This is a genomic window from Rhizobium bangladeshense (assembly GCF_017357245.1).
In the GTDB taxonomy this organism is placed as follows: domain Bacteria; phylum Pseudomonadota; class Alphaproteobacteria; order Rhizobiales; family Rhizobiaceae; genus Rhizobium; species Rhizobium bangladeshense.
This window is the reverse complement of the sequence record NZ_CP071612.1, coordinates 366838-381383: the sequence shown is the minus strand read 5'-3', so window position 1 is coordinate 381383 and position 14546 is coordinate 366838. Positions and strand designations below refer to the sequence as shown.

The 14546-nt window shown below is 61.6% G+C and carries 16 protein-coding genes; 12 read left to right on the top strand and 4 right to left on the bottom strand.

The genetic code is table 11. The features are described 5' to 3' along the window. Nucleotide 1 precedes the first annotated feature (1 nt). From J2J98_RS01870 to trmB, 11 genes are all read left to right on the top strand, one after another. Nucleotides 2-496, top strand: a complete 495-nt coding sequence (locus J2J98_RS01870; protein WP_064707759.1) for a GNAT family N-acetyltransferase — start codon at nt 2-4, stop codon at nt 494-496. An 81-nt stretch (nt 497-577) separates the two neighbouring features. Then, nucleotides 578-1006: a Fur family transcriptional regulator gene (locus J2J98_RS01865; RefSeq protein WP_064707758.1), complete on the top strand. Its 429-nt coding sequence runs from the start codon at nt 578-580 to the stop codon at nt 1004-1006. A 27-nt stretch (nt 1007-1033) separates the two neighbouring features. Continuing rightward, entirely contained in the window at nt 1034-1831 is a 798-nt protein-coding gene (olsA, locus tag J2J98_RS01860) for a lyso-ornithine lipid O-acyltransferase (protein WP_207602207.1), read from the top strand. A 48-nt stretch (nt 1832-1879) separates the two neighbouring features. Next, nucleotides 1880-3301 (top strand): tRNA (N6-isopentenyl adenosine(37)-C2)-methylthiotransferase MiaB, encoded by a 1422-nt coding sequence (gene miaB, locus J2J98_RS01855; RefSeq protein WP_207602206.1) that lies wholly within the window; start codon nt 1880-1882, stop codon nt 3299-3301. An 18-nt stretch (nt 3302-3319) separates the two neighbouring features. Beyond that, entirely contained in the window at nt 3320-4372 is a 1053-nt protein-coding gene (locus tag J2J98_RS01850) for a PhoH family protein (RefSeq protein ID WP_064707756.1), read from the top strand. Continuing rightward, nucleotides 4372-4887 (top strand): rRNA maturation RNase YbeY, encoded by a 516-nt coding sequence (gene ybeY, locus J2J98_RS01845; RefSeq protein ID WP_064707755.1) that lies wholly within the window; start codon nt 4372-4374, stop codon nt 4885-4887. Before J2J98_RS01850 ends, ybeY begins: the two co-directional genes overlap by 1 nt. Further along, nucleotides 4884-6029, top strand: coding sequence for a hemolysin family protein (locus tag J2J98_RS01840; RefSeq protein WP_064707754.1), 1146 nt, complete (start codon nt 4884-4886; stop codon nt 6027-6029). Before ybeY ends, J2J98_RS01840 begins: the two co-directional genes overlap by 4 nt. A gap of 111 nt (nt 6030-6140) precedes the next feature. Beyond that, nucleotides 6141-7745, top strand: a complete 1605-nt coding sequence (gene lnt, locus J2J98_RS01835; RefSeq protein ID WP_207602205.1) for an apolipoprotein N-acyltransferase — start codon at nt 6141-6143, stop codon at nt 7743-7745. Nucleotides 7746-7895: 150 nt separating this feature from the next. Continuing rightward, entirely contained in the window at nt 7896-8315 is a 420-nt protein-coding gene (locus tag J2J98_RS01830) for a helix-turn-helix domain-containing protein (RefSeq protein ID WP_064707753.1), read from the top strand. Nucleotides 8316-8493: 178 nt separating this feature from the next. Then, the gene (gene metK, locus J2J98_RS01825; RefSeq protein ID WP_064711766.1) at nt 8494-9747 is read left to right on the top strand and encodes a methionine adenosyltransferase; all 1254 of its coding nucleotides are present in this window, start codon (nt 8494-8496) and stop codon (nt 9745-9747) included. Further along, nucleotides 9744-10445: a tRNA (guanine(46)-N(7))-methyltransferase TrmB gene (trmB, locus tag J2J98_RS01820; RefSeq protein WP_207602204.1), complete on the top strand. Its 702-nt coding sequence runs from the start codon at nt 9744-9746 to the stop codon at nt 10443-10445. The genes metK and trmB overlap by 4 nt, the downstream gene beginning before the upstream one ends. A gap of 208 nt (nt 10446-10653) precedes the next feature. Here the strand turns inward: trmB and J2J98_RS01815 are convergent, their stop codons facing one another. Beyond that, on the bottom strand, nt 10654-10911 hold the full coding sequence (locus J2J98_RS01815; protein ID WP_008524631.1) for a BQ00720 family protein: 258 nt from the start codon (nt 10909-10911) through the stop codon (nt 10654-10656). 47 nt (nt 10912-10958) lie between these two features. Next, the gene (locus J2J98_RS01810) at nt 10959-11384 is read right to left on the bottom strand and encodes an Hsp20 family protein (protein WP_064693551.1); all 426 of its coding nucleotides are present in this window, start codon (nt 11382-11384) and stop codon (nt 10959-10961) included. Nucleotides 11385-11665: 281 nt separating this feature from the next. Between J2J98_RS01810 and J2J98_RS01805 the strand changes: the two genes are divergently transcribed. Beyond that, nucleotides 11666-12610: a nucleoside hydrolase gene (locus J2J98_RS01805; protein WP_207602203.1), complete on the top strand. Its 945-nt coding sequence runs from the start codon at nt 11666-11668 to the stop codon at nt 12608-12610. 39 nt (nt 12611-12649) lie between these two features. On the opposite strand, the gene grpE is transcribed toward J2J98_RS01805, so the two are convergent. Together grpE and hrcA are read right to left on the bottom strand one after the other, a co-directional pair. Beyond that, nucleotides 12650-13285, bottom strand: a complete 636-nt coding sequence (gene grpE, locus J2J98_RS01800) for a nucleotide exchange factor GrpE (RefSeq protein WP_064707749.1) — start codon at nt 13283-13285, stop codon at nt 12650-12652. A 112-nt stretch (nt 13286-13397) separates the two neighbouring features. Further along, a complete protein-coding gene (gene hrcA / locus J2J98_RS01795; RefSeq protein WP_207602202.1) occupies nt 13398-14486 on the bottom strand; it encodes a heat-inducible transcriptional repressor HrcA in 1089 nt (362 codons plus the stop codon). Nucleotides 14487-14546 lie beyond the last annotated feature (60 nt).

Genomic DNA, 14546 nt, shown 5'->3' with positions numbered 1-14546 from the left:
CATGCTGGAAGCCTATCTGACGCTGAAGCCGGAATTCGAGATTATCGCCATGGAGCGCGAGGATTGCCGCGACGTCGCCCTCCTGCATGGTGAGCGTTTCGCCCGGCCCTGGGGCGACGGCGAATTCCACAGCCTGCTGTCGCAGGAGACCGTGTTCGGCTTCGTCGCGCGCCAGACCAATGCCATCCTGAAAAAGCCGCTTCCCGGCTTCATCCTTGCACGCCAAGTCGCCGGAGAGGCCGAGATCCTGACGATTGCCGTGCAGGCGAAGGTCGCCCGTGCGGGACTCGGCTGGCGCCTGATGCAGGCGGCAATGCGCGAGGCGCGGGCGCGTGGCGGCGAGAGTATGTTTCTCGAGGTCGACAGCGGCAATACCGCGGCGCTCGGCCTCTACCGCAAGCTCGGCTTTGAAAAGGTCGGCGAGCGCCAGGGCTACTACAGGCAGGAAAACGGCGCCCTTTCCACGGCGCTTGTCATGAAGCGCGTTCTTCGATAGTTCCCTGGCAGAGCATGACGTGCGGACCGGCGCAAACGCCGTACCGGCATTGTCGAAACGCGTTTATTTTGAAGGCAGGCCATGACCGACGTAGCCAAGACCCTCGAGGAGCTTTGCGCCGAACGCGGCATGCGCATGACCGAGCAGCGCCGCGTGATCGCGCGCATCCTCGAAGACTCGCAGGACCATCCCGACGTCGAAGAACTCTACCGCCGTTCGGTGAAGGTCGATGCGAAGATCTCGATCTCGACCGTCTATCGCACCGTCAAATTGTTCGAGGATGCCGGCATCATAGCCCGCCACGACTTCCGCGACGGGCGCTCGCGCTACGAAACGGTACCGGAAGAGCATCACGACCATCTTATCGACCTGAAGACCGGCGCGGTCATCGAATTCCGCTCGCCGGAGATCGAGGCACTGCAGGAGCGCATCGCCCGCGAGCACGGTTTCCGGCTGGTCGACCATCGCCTCGAGCTCTACGGCATTCCGTTGAAGAAGGAAGATCTCTGAAGCGATGGCAGCCCGGGAGTGCCGCATTTGATCGCCTGGCTGCGTATCGCCTTTGCTGCGGTCGTCATCCTTGCCGTCAGCATCGTGCTCATGCCGCTGCAGGTGCTGGCGCTGCGATTCGACTGGCGGCTGCGCCGGAGACTTCCGCGCCTCTGGCATCGCATCGTCTGCTATTGCCTCGGCATCCGCGTCCGCGTGAAGGGCAGGCTGGAAGGCCGCCGGCCTCTGATGCTTTGCTCCAACCATTCGTCCTGGCTTGACATCATGGTGATGTCTTCGGTGGCCGACGTCGCCTTCATCGCCAAGATCGAGGTGCGCGACTGGCCGATCTTCGGCACCCTCGCCAAGCTGCAGAAAAGCGTCTTCGTCGTGCGCGAGGAGAAGCGCAAGACCGGCCATCAGGCAAATGAGATCGCCGGGCGCATGGCCGACGGAGAAATCGTCGTGCTCTTTCCGGAGGGCACGACGTCGGACGGCAACCGGCTGCTCGAGGTCAAATCCTCGCTGTTCGGCGCCGCTGCGATGGCCGTGCCATATTCGCCGACCGGCACGGTCGTGGTGCAGCCGGTGGCGGTCGTCTACACAAGGGTGCACGGCATTCCCATGGGGCGCTATCACCGCCGGCTCGCCGCCTGGCCCGGCGATCTCGAGCTCCTGCCGCATCTCATCGATATCGTCAGATGCGGCGCGATCGACGCGGAAGTTTCCTACGGCGAAGCGGTGGAATATCGCGCCGATACCAATCGCAAGGAGGTGAGCGCGACGATCGCCTCGCGCATCCGCAACCTGCTGAACATAAGCCTGCGCGGTCGCGATGTGGGCTGAGCCGAGAATCCCTTTTCTCTTGCGGCAAAAACCACTAAATAGCGCGTCATGACACAGGACAGCGCCCTACTCCAGGCCCCGGAAGCAACGCCCAGCGAGGGCTTCCGCGATGGCTCCAACAGCCGCAAGGTCTTCATCAAGACCTATGGCTGCCAGATGAACGTCTATGATTCCACGCGCATGAGCGATGCGCTCGCCCGCGACGGCTACGAGCCGACGGAAGACATGGAAGAGGCCGATCTCGTCCTGCTCAACACCTGCCATATAAGAGAGAAGGCGGCCGAGAAGGTCTATTCGGCGCTCGGGCGGCTGCGCGAGATGAAAAAGAAGAAGGCAGCCGATGGCCGGGAGATGATGATCGGCGTGACCGGCTGCGTCGCCCAGGCCGAAGGCGAGGAGATCTTGCGCCGAGCGCCGGCCGTCGACGTCGTCATCGGCCCGCAGACCTATCACCGGCTGCCGGAAGCGCTGCGCCAGGCCAAGCAGGGTCGCCGCGTCGTCGATACGGAATATGCGATCGAGGACAAGTTCGAGCATCTGCCGATCGCCGAGAGCCGGAAGATCCGAGCCCGCGGCGTCACCGCCTTCCTGACGGTGCAGGAGGGCTGCGACAAGTTCTGCACCTTCTGCGTGGTGCCCTATACGCGCGGCTCGGAAGTGTCGCGGCCGGTCTCGCAGATCGTCGAGGAGGCCGAAAAGCTCGTCGAAGCCGGGGTGCGTGAAATCACCCTGCTTGGTCAGAACGTCAATGCCTGGCATGGCGCTGGGCCGCGAGGCGAGGCGTGGAGCCTCGGCGACCTGCTCTACCGCCTCGCCGAAATCCCCGGCCTTGCGCGGCTGCGGTATACCACAAGCCATCCACGCGACATGGACGACCGGCTGATCGCGGCCCATCGCGACCTCAGGGCGCTGATGCCCTATCTGCACCTGCCGGTGCAATCGGGCTCCGACCGGATCCTGAAGGCGATGAACCGGCGCCACACGGCTGCCGAATATCTCACGCTGATCGAGCGCATCCGGGCGGTGCGGCCCGACATCGCGCTGTCCGGCGATTTCATAACCGGCTTTCCGGGGGAGACAGACGCGGATTTTGAGGATACACTGAGACTTGTGGAGGAGGTGCGCTACGCGCAGGCCTTCTCGTTCAAATACTCGACACGGCCGGGCACGCCCGGCGCGGAACTGAAGGACCAGGTGCCGGAAGAGATCAAGGCAGAACGGCTGGAACGCCTGCAAGCGCTTCTTTTGAAGCAGCAGCAGGAGTTCGCCGAATCCTGCATCGGCAAGGAGATCAATCTGCTGCTCGAAAAGCCCGGCCGCATGCCCGGCCAGCTGATCGGACGTTCTCCCTGGCTTCAATCCGTGAATGTTGATGCAAAAGCATCGCAAATCGGTGACATTATTAAAGTGCGAATCACCGGAACCGGAACGAACAGCCTGTTTGCCGAACGCGCAGAGGCTGCGGTCTAACCCAAGGAGCCCGACCGCTTGAACGGACAAGAATTGGTTTCTTCTTCACCGCGCCACCCCCGCACGCCGAGCGACACCAATCACTTCGTCCTGACGTTCGAGAACAATCGGTTCGCCAGCGAACTCTTCGGCCAGTTCGACCAGAACCTCAAGCTGCTCGAGGAGCGGCTGAACATCGATGCGCGGGCGCGCGGCAATTCAGTCGTCATTTCGGGCGATGTCGTAACCACCAATCAGGCGCGGCGCACGCTCGATTATCTCTATGAAAAGCTTCAGAAAGGCGGCAGCGTGGAACGATCCGACGTCGAGGGGGCGATCCGCATGGCAGTGGCCGCCGACGACCAGCTCAGCCTTCCCACCATGGAGCGCAAGGCCAAGCTGACGATGGCGCAGATTTCGACCCGCAAGAAGACGATCATCGCCCGCACGCCGACGCAGGACGCCTATATCAGGGCCCTGGAGCGCGCCGAGCTCGTCTTCGGCGTCGGCCCGGCCGGCACGGGCAAGACCTATCTCGCCGTCGCCCATGCTGCCCAGATGCTGGAGCGTGGCGCGGTCGAAAAGATCATCCTGTCGCGCCCGGCCGTTGAGGCCGGTGAGCGCCTGGGCTTCCTGCCCGGCGACATGAAAGAAAAGGTCGACCCCTATCTTCGCCCGCTCTATGACGCGCTCTACGACATGATCCCGGCCGACAAGGTCGATCGGGCGATCACCGCCGGCGTCATCGAAATCGCCCCGCTCGCCTTCATGCGCGGCCGCACGCTCGCCAACGCCGCCATCATCCTCGACGAAGCGCAGAATACGACGTCGATGCAGATGAAGATGTTCCTGACGCGTCTCGGCGAAAATGCCCGCATGATCGTCACCGGCGACCCGAGCCAGATCGACCTGCCGCGCGGCGTCAAATCCGGCCTCGTCGAGGCCCTGGAGCTGCTGAACGGCGTCGAGGGCATCTCCATCGTGCGCTTTAAGGACACCGACGTCGTGCGCCACCCGCTGGTCGGCCGCATTGTCAGAGCCTATGACGCCACCTATCTTGTCGAAGCCGAAGACGTCGGCCGGCAGGACTGATGGCCGAACTCGACATACAGATCAGCATCGAGAACATCGGCTGGCCCGGCGAGGAAACGCTGCTGGTTTTTTGCGAGCGCGTACTCGGCGCGGCGGTGGTCTATCTCCGCGACAGTGAGAAGCAGCCCTTTCCCAAGATGCCGCCCGAGGTCTCGCTCGTTTTTACCGACGATGCCTCGATCCAGGACATCAACGCCGAATGGCGCGGCAAGGACAAGGCGACCAACGTGCTCTCCTTTCCCGCCTTTCCGGTTCAGCCCGGCAAGATGCCGGGTCCGATGCTCGGCGACATCATCATCGCCCGGGAGACGGTGGAGCGGGAAGCCCAGGAGCTCGAAAAGAGTTTCGACGACCACCTGACCCACCTTCTGGTGCACGGTTTCTTGCATCTTCTCGGCTACGACCATATGAATAATGCTGAAGCCGAAATTATGGAGGGGCTGGAGACTCGCATTTTGGCGCAGCTCGGCCTATCTGATCCCTACGAGGGTCAAGACCTTAAAATGGAACCATGAGCGACTTTACGACGAAGCCGGCGGCAGACGCCAAGGACTCCGAGCCATCCTCTTCCTCTGACGAGGCGGGCAGTAGTAGTCGGCCATCCGGCCGATCCCAATCCTTCTGGTCGCGCGCCGCCCGCATTCTCCGCCCGCAGCAAGGCTCGCGGCTGCGCGAGGATCTTGCCGACGCGCTGATGACCGATGCGGCCGGCGACGACGCCTTCTCGCCCGACGAACGGGCAATGCTGCACAATATCCTGCGCTTTCGTGAAGTGCGCGTCGCTGACGTGATGGTGCCGCGCGCCGATATCGAGGCGGTGGACCAGAACATCACCATCGGCGAGCTGATGATCCTTTTCGAGGAATCCGGCCGCTCCCGCATGCCCGTCTATGCCGATACGCTCGACGATCCGCGCGGCATGGTGCATATCCGCGACCTGCTCTCCTATGTCGCCAAGCAGGCGCGCAACAAGCGACGCGGCCCGGCAAAGCCGGCCGTTGCCGGGCCGGCGATCGAAGTCGCGCCCGAGAACATCCAGAAGCCCTCGCGCTCGGCCAAACCGAATTTCGATCTTGCCCGGGTCGACCTGCAGAAGACGCTGGCCGAGGCCGGCATCATCCGCAAGATCCTGTTCGTGCCGCCGTCGATGCTGGCCTCCGACCTCCTGCGCCGCATGCAGGTAAACCGTACGCAGATGGCCCTCGTCATCGACGAATATGGCGGCACCGACGGTCTCGCCTCGCATGAGGACATCGTCGAAATGGTGGTCGGCGACATCGACGACGAGCATGACGACGAAGAGGTGATGTTCAAGCGCGTGGCAGAAGACGTCTTCGTCGCCGACGCCCGTGTCGAGCTGGAAGAGATCGCCGAAGCGATCGGACCGGATTTCGACATTAGCGAACAGGTCGATGAGGTCGATACGCTGGGCGGGCTGATCTTCTCCGCGCTCGGCCGCATCCCCGTCCGCGGCGAAGTCGTCCAGGCCCTGCCGAATTTCGAGTTCCACATCCTCGATGCCGATCCGCGCCGCATCAAACGGCTGCGGATCACCCGCAAGCGCCATGCGATCCGCCGCCGCGCCAAGGAGGCTGGCGACATCACTCCGGGATCCGAGGCCGGCGACGACCGGCCGTCCGGATCGACCGCGAACTAGCGCATCAGCCAAAAAATGGGAATCGATTTACAGGCCGACGCGTAACAGGACAAAGAGCCGCTTTTTTGAAAGACTGCGAATGGGGTTGATTCGCAGTTGATGGGAGTGCGCATGGAGCGGCTTGCGGACAAGGTTATCCTCGTCTGGGGGTTCAAACGGCCGTTGCTAGCCGTCGCCGCCGGCGCTTTCGCCGTGCTGGCGCTGCCGCCTTTCGGCTTCTTCGCGGCGATGTTCGTATCTTTCACGCTGCTCGTCTGGCTGGTCGACGGGGCAGCCGCTTCCCCTGAAAGCGGCCTGATCGGCAGGCTATGGCCGGCTTTTACCGTCGGCTGGCTGTTCGGCTTCGGCTATTTCGTCGCCGGCCTCTGGTGGCTCGGCCATGCGTTGCTGGTCGATTCGGAGGAATTCGCCTGGGCACTGCCCTTGGCAATCCTCGGACTGCCGGCCTGCCTTGCAATCTTCTATGGATTGGCGGTCGCCCTTGCCCGGATCGTCTGGTCTGACGGCATGGGACGGATCGCCGCACTTGCGGCTAGCTTCGGCCTGATGGAATGGCTTCGGAGCGTGATCCTCACCGGTTTTCCCTGGAATGCCATCGGCTATGGCATAATGCCCGTTCCGCTGATGATGCAGTCGGCGCATGTGATCGGGGCAATGGGGGTGACGACACTTGCTGTCTTCGTCTTTTCCGCGCCCGCCCTTGCCGGAACGCGGCAGGGCGCGAAGCCAGGGATCGCGCTCGCCGCCGTGCTGTTTGCCGCCCATATCGGTTACGGTGCCTATGCGCTTTACCTTGCGCCGCGGCCAGACCCATTGCCAGAAGACAAGCGGCCGGTGGTGCGGCTGGTGCAGCCGGCCATCGACCAGTCGGCCAAGATGGACAATGACGCCGACCGCAACGCGATCTTCGAGACCCATCTGAAGCTTTCGGCGGAAGCGCCAAGAAATGGCGGACGCAGGCCCGACATCATCGTCTGGCCGGAAACCTCGATTCCCTTCATCCTCACCGACAACCAGGATGCGCTGACGCGGATCGCCGATACGCTCGATGACAACCAGATCCTGATCGCCGGCGCCGTGCGCGCCGAGGAGATGGGACCGGGCACGCCGGTGCGCTATTACAATTCGATTTACGTGATCGACGGCCGCGGCCAGATCATCGCCGCCTCCGACAAGATGCATCTCGTGCCTTTCGGCGAATATCTGCCCTTCGAGGATATGTTCACCGCACTCGGCGTCCAGAATGTCGTCGAGATTCCGGGCGGGTTTTCGGCCGCCGCGAGCCGGCACCTGCTGGCGCTACCCGGCGGCCTCAATCTATACCCGCTGATCTGCTACGAGATCATCTTTCCGGGCGAAATGACCGGCGACATAAAAGACGCCAACGCGCTCCTTAACCTCACCAACGATGCCTGGTTCGGCATCACGCCCGGACCCTACCAGCATTTTCAACAGGCCCGCGTTCGAGCAATCGAGACAGGCCTGCCGCTGATTCGCGATGCCAACAACGGTATTTCGGCGCTGGTGAATGCGCATGGGGAAATTGTTGCAGGCCTCGATCTTGGTGAGACCGGCTTTATTGATGCAACTGTTGATGGGCTCGGCAACAGGTTCGGCACCACATACCCCCACCAGACATACTTCTGGTTGACCGAAGCACTGCTGATGTTGATTGCGCTAATTTCTCGCGGAGGTTTTATTTTAGGGTTGAATTGACCAAAAACCCCTAAAATTGCATAGTGGTGTCAATCGGCGTTCTTAACGTATGTTTATCGGCGGGTTCCCGCTGCTTACAACGTGGCGTTTTGGGATGGATCAGGGGCATGCCGGTTAGAAACAGTTGAAATTCGTAGCTAGGGCACGACCATGATTGAAAACAAGAAGAAGCCGAATCCGATCGATATCCATGTTGGCAGCCGCATTCGCCTTCGCCGAACGATGTTGGGCATGAGCCAGGAAAAGCTTGGCGAGAGCCTCGGCATCACCTTCCAGCAGATCCAGAAATATGAGAAGGGTACCAACCGCGTCGGCGCAAGCCGTCTGCAGAACATCTCGAGCATTCTCAACGTTCCGGTCTCCTTCTTCTTCGAGGATGCGCCCGGCGAACATGCGGGCGCCGTCGGCGGCATGGCCGAAGCGTCCAGCTCGAATTACGTCGTAGACTTCCTCTCCTCTTCGGAGGGCCTGCAGCTCAACCGCGCCTTCGTCAAGATTTCCGATCCGAAGGTTCGCCGCAAGGTCGTGGAACTGGTCAAGGCGCTCGCTGCCGAAGCCGACGCAGACTGATCCGACGCTCGTTACAAAATGGAAAGGCGGTCGAAAGGCCGCCTTTTTTGCCTTTTTCGGGCAAAATTTGTCACTTCGCCGCAGATATAAAGATATATTTATGTCCTTGTGCGCTTGTCATCGGCGCTCGAACTGAGTACCTACTAGCTGGCTTTTATTCTTTGAGGGGAATCCCGGAATGCGCGCGAATTATCTCTTTACCAGCGAATCTGTTGCCGAAGGTCATCCGGACAAAGTGTGTGACCGCATCTCCGACGAGATCGTCGATCTGGTCTACCGCGAAGCGGCCAAGACCGGCGTCAATCCGTGGGGCGTGCGCATTGCCTGCGAAACGCTGGCGACGACGAACCGCGTGGTCATCGCCGGCGAGGTCCGCCTGCCGCCGAGCCTTATGAAGAAGGACAAGGACGGCAAGGACGTCATCAATCCCTCGAAGTTCAAGGCCGCAGCCCGCCGCGCCATCAAGGACATCGGCTACGAGCAGGACGGCTTCCACTGGAAGAAGGCAAAGATCGACGTGCTCCTGCACTCGCAGTCGGCTGACATCGCCCAGGGCGTCGACAGCGCCGCCGATCAGCAGGGCGACGAGGGCGCCGGCGATCAGGGCATCATGTTCGGTTACGCCTGCAAGGAAACCCCGGACCTCATGCCGGCTCCGATCTATTATTCACACAAGATCCTGCAGCTGCTCGCTGTCGCTCGCAAGAAGGGCGACGGTGAAGTCGCCAAGCTCGGCCCCGACGCCAAGAGCCAGGTGACCGTGCGCTACGTCGACGGCAAGCCGTCGGAAGTGACGTCGATCGTGCTTTCGACCCAGCACCTCGATGACAGCTGGGATTCCAAGAAGGTCCGCGCGGTCGTCGAACCATATATCCGCGAAGCGCTCGGCGAATTGAAGATCGCCGATGATTGCAAGTGGTACATCAATCCGACCGGCAAGTTCGTCATCGGCGGACCGGACGGCGACGCGGGCCTCACCGGCCGCAAGATCATCGTCGACACCTACGGCGGTGCCGCTCCGCATGGCGGCGGTGCATTCTCCGGCAAGGACACGACGAAGGTCGACCGTTCAGCCGCCTATGCCGCCCGCTACCTCGCCAAGAACGTCGTCGCCGCCGGCCTTGCCGACCGCTGCACGATCCAGCTCTCCTACGCCATCGGCGTCGCTCAGCCGCTGTCGATCTATGTCGACCTGCATGGCACCGGCAAGGGTGTTTCGGAAGACCAGGTCGAAGCTGCGATCCGCCAGAATATGGACCTGTCGCCGTCGGGCATTCGCCGCCACCTCGACCTCAACAAGCCGATCTACGCCAAGACTTCGGCCTATGGTCATTTCGGCCGCAAGGCCGGCCGTGACGGCTCGTTCTCCTGGGAGCGCACCGACCTTGTCAAGGCACTCAAGGAAGCCGTCAAGACCAAGGCTGCTGCATGACGGATATGGAACGCCGGGGCCGGGCGACCGAAGCCTTTTTCGGTCGCCGCAAGGGAAAGGCCCTGCGCGAGCAGCAGGCCGAAACGCTGAACAGCCTGCTCCCGGTATTCCTCGTCGATCTCTCGGCGGCTCCCCCGGAGCCGCTGACTTCGCTTTTCCCGGTTCCGGTCACCACATTGCGGCTGGAAATTGGTTTCGGCGGCGGCGAACACCTGATCCATCGGGCGCTGGAGAGGGCTTCGACCGGTTTCATCGGCGTCGAGCCCTTCGTCAACTCGATGCAGAAGCTTCTGTCACGTATCGGAGAGACGGGTGCCTCCAATATCCGGGTCTATAATGACGATGCGACGCAGTTGCTCGACTGGCTGCCGGACGGCGCGCTCGACCAGATCGATCTGCTCTACCCTGATCCATGGCCGAAACGGAAGCATTGGAAACGCCGCTTCGTCTCGAAGACCAATCTCGACCGCTTTCATCGCGTGCTGAAGCCCGGCGGGCTTTTCTGTTTCGCCTCCGACATCGACACCTATGTGAATTGGACGCTGATCAAATGCCGCGACCATGGCGGCTTCGACTGGGTGGCCGAAAACGCGGCAGATTGGCTGACGCCCTATGAGGGCTGGCCGAGCACGCGCTACGAGGCAAAGGCGCGCCGCGAGGGCCGCTCCTCCGCCTATCTGACCTTGAGGAAGATCTGAGCCCGCAACCACTCAGTGCGGGTGTTGAAGCAATGAGTGGCGGCCCGAGAAGACCGCGCGGGATAAATCCGCCGCTCCCTTCAAAGATCAGCTATGGAAACCTTGAATCAAGGTGGTGCGCAGATGTCATGGCAGGACTCTCGACCGCGGCAAATCGAATGATGCAGCGTGCCGGGCGGCGAAAAAACGCAACCGACGTAATTGACGGTCAGTGCAGACTGACCGTCTTCAATTCGTCTTCGGCAGCCTTGAAGAAGGTGCTGGAGCGGTTGTCTGTCAAAAGGATCGGCGTGCCGTCGGCGCCGAAAAGTGCCCACAGATCGACGTTCGGATCGATATCCGGCGCCTCGGGGAAGCACTTGGCGACCTCTTCGGTGCGCATCTTTCTGATGTAGGCGACCTCGCCGTTGCCGATGTGGGCAAGCTCGGATTTGGTCAAGTGAGACGTGGCTTCTTTCATCAACATTCCTGTTCCTCCGGGAGAAGGGACCAACGGTTCGACAAACCGTTGTGCTACTGTGAGACCGAAATGTTAATTTTCTTGACCATGCGGGCGGGTTCCGGACGAATTAGATCGACGGAGAGCAGACCGTTCTTGAGGCCGGCGCCGAGCACCTGCATGCCGTCGGCAAGAACGAACGTCCGCTGGAACTGGCGGGAGGCTATGCCGCGATAGAGATAGTCCCGCTCGCCCTGATCCAGCTGGCGGCCGCGGATCACAAGCTGATTCTCCTCGGTGGAGATATCAAGTTCCTCCTCGCTGAAGCCGGCGACTGCAAGGGTGATGCGCAGACGTTCCGGCGCGCCGCTATCGGCGGCGATGCGTTCGATGTTGTAGGGCGGGTATCCGTCGCTCGCCTTGGAAATGCGCTCCAGCGTCTTTTCCATGGCGTCGAAGCCCAGAAGCAACGGGCTGGCGAAAGGGGTAATACGGCTCATCTCTTTTCAAGTCCTTGATGCAAGCGACCATCCCGGACCTCAAGCGCAGCATCCGGATGCCGCTAATATGGGGACATCATCCCGGCGCTGCAAGGCGGACGCCGCCCTCCCGATTTAAACTTCTCTCACTTCTAAAAATGGCGGCGCCCGCCTCCTTGCTTGACAAAGGGCTTGCTGGCTCGCATCAAAAACATGCCCGCGCGGAATGTGTCGATTTGTGACGGAAATGAAGAGATGGTGTCGGCGGGGACAACCGGCATGGCGACGATAGGACAGTAGGAATGGCAAGCGTGAGAAAGATCATCATCGACACCGATCCCGGCCAGGACGACGCGGCTGCCATCATGCTTGCCTTCGGCAGCCCGGATGAGCTTGATGTGCTGGGAATTACGACGGTCGCAGGCAACGTGCCCCTCTCTCTCACCAGCCGAAATGCGCGCATCGTCTGCGAGCTCTGCGGCCGGCCGGAAACGAAGGTTTTCGCCGGCGCCGACAGACCGATCGCCCGCAAACTAGTGACAGCAGAACATGTACACGGCAAGACCGGCCTCGACGGCCCCATTCTCGACGAGCCGACATTGCCGCTGCAGCCCGTCCATTCCGTCGACTTCATCATCGAGACGCTGCGCCGCGAGCCGGAGGGTACAGTGACACTCTGTACGCTCGGGCCGCTCACCAATATCGGCATGGGCTTCCAGAAGGCGCCGGACATCGTCGCCCGCATCAGGGAGCTGGTCATGATGGGCGGCGGCTTTTTCGAGGGCGGCAACATCACGCCAGCCGCCGAATTCAACATCTATGTCGATCCCGAAGCCGCCGATATCGTTTTCCGCTCGGGCGTGCCGATCGTGATGATGCCGCTTGACGTGACGCACCAGCTGCTGACCCGCAAGGACAGGGTAAAGCGCATCGCCGAGATCGGCACGGCGCCGGCAAAGGCCATGGTCGAAATGCTGGAGTTCTTCGAACGCTTCGACATCGAGAAATACGGCTCCGACGGTGGGCCGCTGCACGACCCCACGGTCATCGCCTATCTGTTGAAGCCGGAACTTTTCCAGGGCAGGGACTGCAATGTCGAGATCGAGGTCCGGTCCGAACTCACCGTCGGGATGACCGTCGTCGACTGGTGGCACGTGACCGAGCGCAAGCGCAATGCCAAGGTGATGCGCCATGTCGATGCGGACGGTTTCTTCGATCTGCTGATCGAACGCTTCGCCCGCATCTGATTTTGTTTTCCTTCTCCAAGATGGAGAGGGAAAAGGACCTCAGGCGTCCTTCTCGTCGAAGACGGAATTGGTTTCTGCCTCGACCGGCTTCGGGCCGCCCTTGGCGACGCCGACCATGGCCGGGCGCAGTACGCGCTCGCCGATGGTGAAGCCGGCCTGTACGACCTGGACGACGGTATTGTTCGGTACTTCGGGGTTCGGCACCTCGAACATGGCTTGATGAAAATTCGGATCGAATTTCTGACCGACCGGCTCCAGCTTGCGAACGCCGTGGCGCTCCAGCGCAGAGAGCATTGAGCGCTCGGTCATCTCCACACCTTCGATGAGCGTGGTGAGGCCGGCATCGGCCGCGGCCTTAGCCTCCGGAGAGATAGCGTCCAGCGCCCGGCGCAAATTGTCCGAGACGGCGAGCATGTCACGGGCGAAGCTGGCGACGGAATAGGATTTTGCATCCTTCACCTCGCGCTCGGTGCGACGGCGCAGATTATCCATCTCGGCGGCAAGGCGGAGATAGCGGTCACGCAGCTCGGCGTTTTCGGCTTTCAGGAGCTCGAGCGGATCCGGCTGGCTTGCCTCCTCCTGCTCGACAGTAGCAGTCTCGACGTTGACGGCAGTGTCGGCTGCGGCATCGGCCGCAGTTGCGTCAGGTCCGTTTTTCGTCGTTTCATCGGTCATGACGGTCTCCGGTTGGTGTCTTCAGATGCGCCCGATATCGAGGTTTGGCCGGAAAAAATCAAGTCTGCGTGACGAAGAAGCGAAAAATCCGCAGCCTTCGTCAGCGATGGCGTCAAAGCGGATTGCGCGACAGGCGTGAGACGAGCTGGGCGGTGTAGTCCACCATCGGCACGATGCGGGAATAATTGAGCCGCGTCGGGCCGATGACGCCGACGGCGCCGACAATCCGGTCGTCATCGTCGCGATAGGGCGCAACGATGAGCGACGAGCCGGACAACGAGAAGAGCTTGTTTTCCGAGCCGATGAAGATGCGCACGCCCGAACCACTTTCGGCGAGACTGAGTAGCTCGATGAGGCTGTCCTTCTTTTCGAGATCGTCGAACAGCATGCGCAGCCTGTCGAGATCCTCTGCGCCGGCGAGGCCTTCGAGCAGATTGGCGCGGCCGCGGATGATCAGCTGGGCCGGCTTTCCTTCGTCGGGGCTGCCGGCCCAGACGGCGATGCCGCGCTCGACAAGATCGCGAGAGAGCGCATCGAGCTCGTGACGGACGTCATCCTTCAGTCGGCTTAGTTGCTTCCTAAGCTCCGGCAGCGTCTGACCGGACATATGCGCATTGAGGAAATTCGCCGCCTCCGTCAGCTGCGAGGTGGTGATGCCTGCAGGCAGTTCGATGATGCGGTTTTCCACCTGGTCGTGATCACCGACGAGCACGGCGAGCGCCTTTGTCGGTTCGAGCCGGATGAACTCGACATGCTTGAGCACCGGATCGCTTTTCGAGGTGATGACGAGGCCGGCCCCGCGCGAAATGCCGGAGAGCATGCGGCTTGCCTCATTCATCATGGATTCCACCGGATTGCCGCTACTCTCGGCCCGCACCTGGCGATCGATATTGGCGCGGTCCTCGGCAGAGAGATCGCCGACCTGCATGAAGGCATCGACGAAAAAACGCAGGCCAACCTGTGTCGGCAGCCGGCCGGCGCTGACGTGCGGGGAATAGATGAGGCCGAGCTCTTCGAGATCGCTCATGACGTTGCGAACCGAGGCCGGCGAGAGCGACATCGGCAGGAGACGCGACAGATTGCGCGAGCCGAGCGGCTCGCCGCTTTCGAGATAACCTTCGACGATGCGGCGAAAAATTTCTCTGGAACGCTCGTCCAGCGCAGCGACGGCATCCGAAACCGACGTCGACCTGATGCCCATGAACCTCTCGATCCTGCTGATGATGTTTCCCGAAAATATAGTCAAACTCGCCCTCGTGGC

Excerpts from the sequence above, each read along its gene's own strand:
- J2J98_RS01870 (WP_064707759.1), top strand. The coding sequence starts at position 2 with ATGCTGGAAGCCTATCTGACGCTGAAGCCGGAATTCGAGATTATCGCC.
- J2J98_RS01865 (WP_064707758.1), top strand. The coding sequence starts at position 578 with ATGACCGACGTAGCCAAGACCCTCGAGGAGCTTTGCGCCGAACGCGGC.
- miaB (WP_207602206.1), top strand. The coding sequence starts at position 1,880 with ATGACACAGGACAGCGCCCTACTCCAGGCCCCGGAAGCAACGCCCAGC.
- ybeY (WP_064707755.1), top strand. The coding sequence starts at position 4,372 with ATGGCCGAACTCGACATACAGATCAGCATCGAGAACATCGGCTGGCCC.
- J2J98_RS01840 (WP_064707754.1), top strand. The coding sequence starts at position 4,884 with ATGAGCGACTTTACGACGAAGCCGGCGGCAGACGCCAAGGACTCCGAG.
- lnt (WP_207602205.1), top strand. The coding sequence starts at position 6,141 with ATGGAGCGGCTTGCGGACAAGGTTATCCTCGTCTGGGGGTTCAAACGG.
- J2J98_RS01830 (WP_064707753.1), top strand. The coding sequence starts at position 7,896 with ATGATTGAAAACAAGAAGAAGCCGAATCCGATCGATATCCATGTTGGC.
- metK (WP_064711766.1), top strand. The coding sequence starts at position 8,494 with ATGCGCGCGAATTATCTCTTTACCAGCGAATCTGTTGCCGAAGGTCAT.
- trmB (WP_207602204.1), top strand. The coding sequence starts at position 9,744 with ATGACGGATATGGAACGCCGGGGCCGGGCGACCGAAGCCTTTTTCGGT.
- J2J98_RS01815 (WP_008524631.1), bottom strand. The coding sequence starts at position 10,911 with ATGTTGATGAAAGAAGCCACGTCTCACTTGACCAAATCCGAGCTTGCC.
- J2J98_RS01810 (WP_064693551.1), bottom strand. The coding sequence starts at position 11,384 with ATGAGCCGTATTACCCCTTTCGCCAGCCCGTTGCTTCTGGGCTTCGAC.
- J2J98_RS01805 (WP_207602203.1), top strand. The coding sequence starts at position 11,666 with ATGGCAAGCGTGAGAAAGATCATCATCGACACCGATCCCGGCCAGGAC.
- grpE (WP_064707749.1), bottom strand. The coding sequence starts at position 13,285 with ATGACCGATGAAACGACGAAAAACGGACCTGACGCAACTGCGGCCGAT.
- hrcA (WP_207602202.1), bottom strand. The coding sequence starts at position 14,486 with ATGGGCATCAGGTCGACGTCGGTTTCGGATGCCGTCGCTGCGCTGGAC.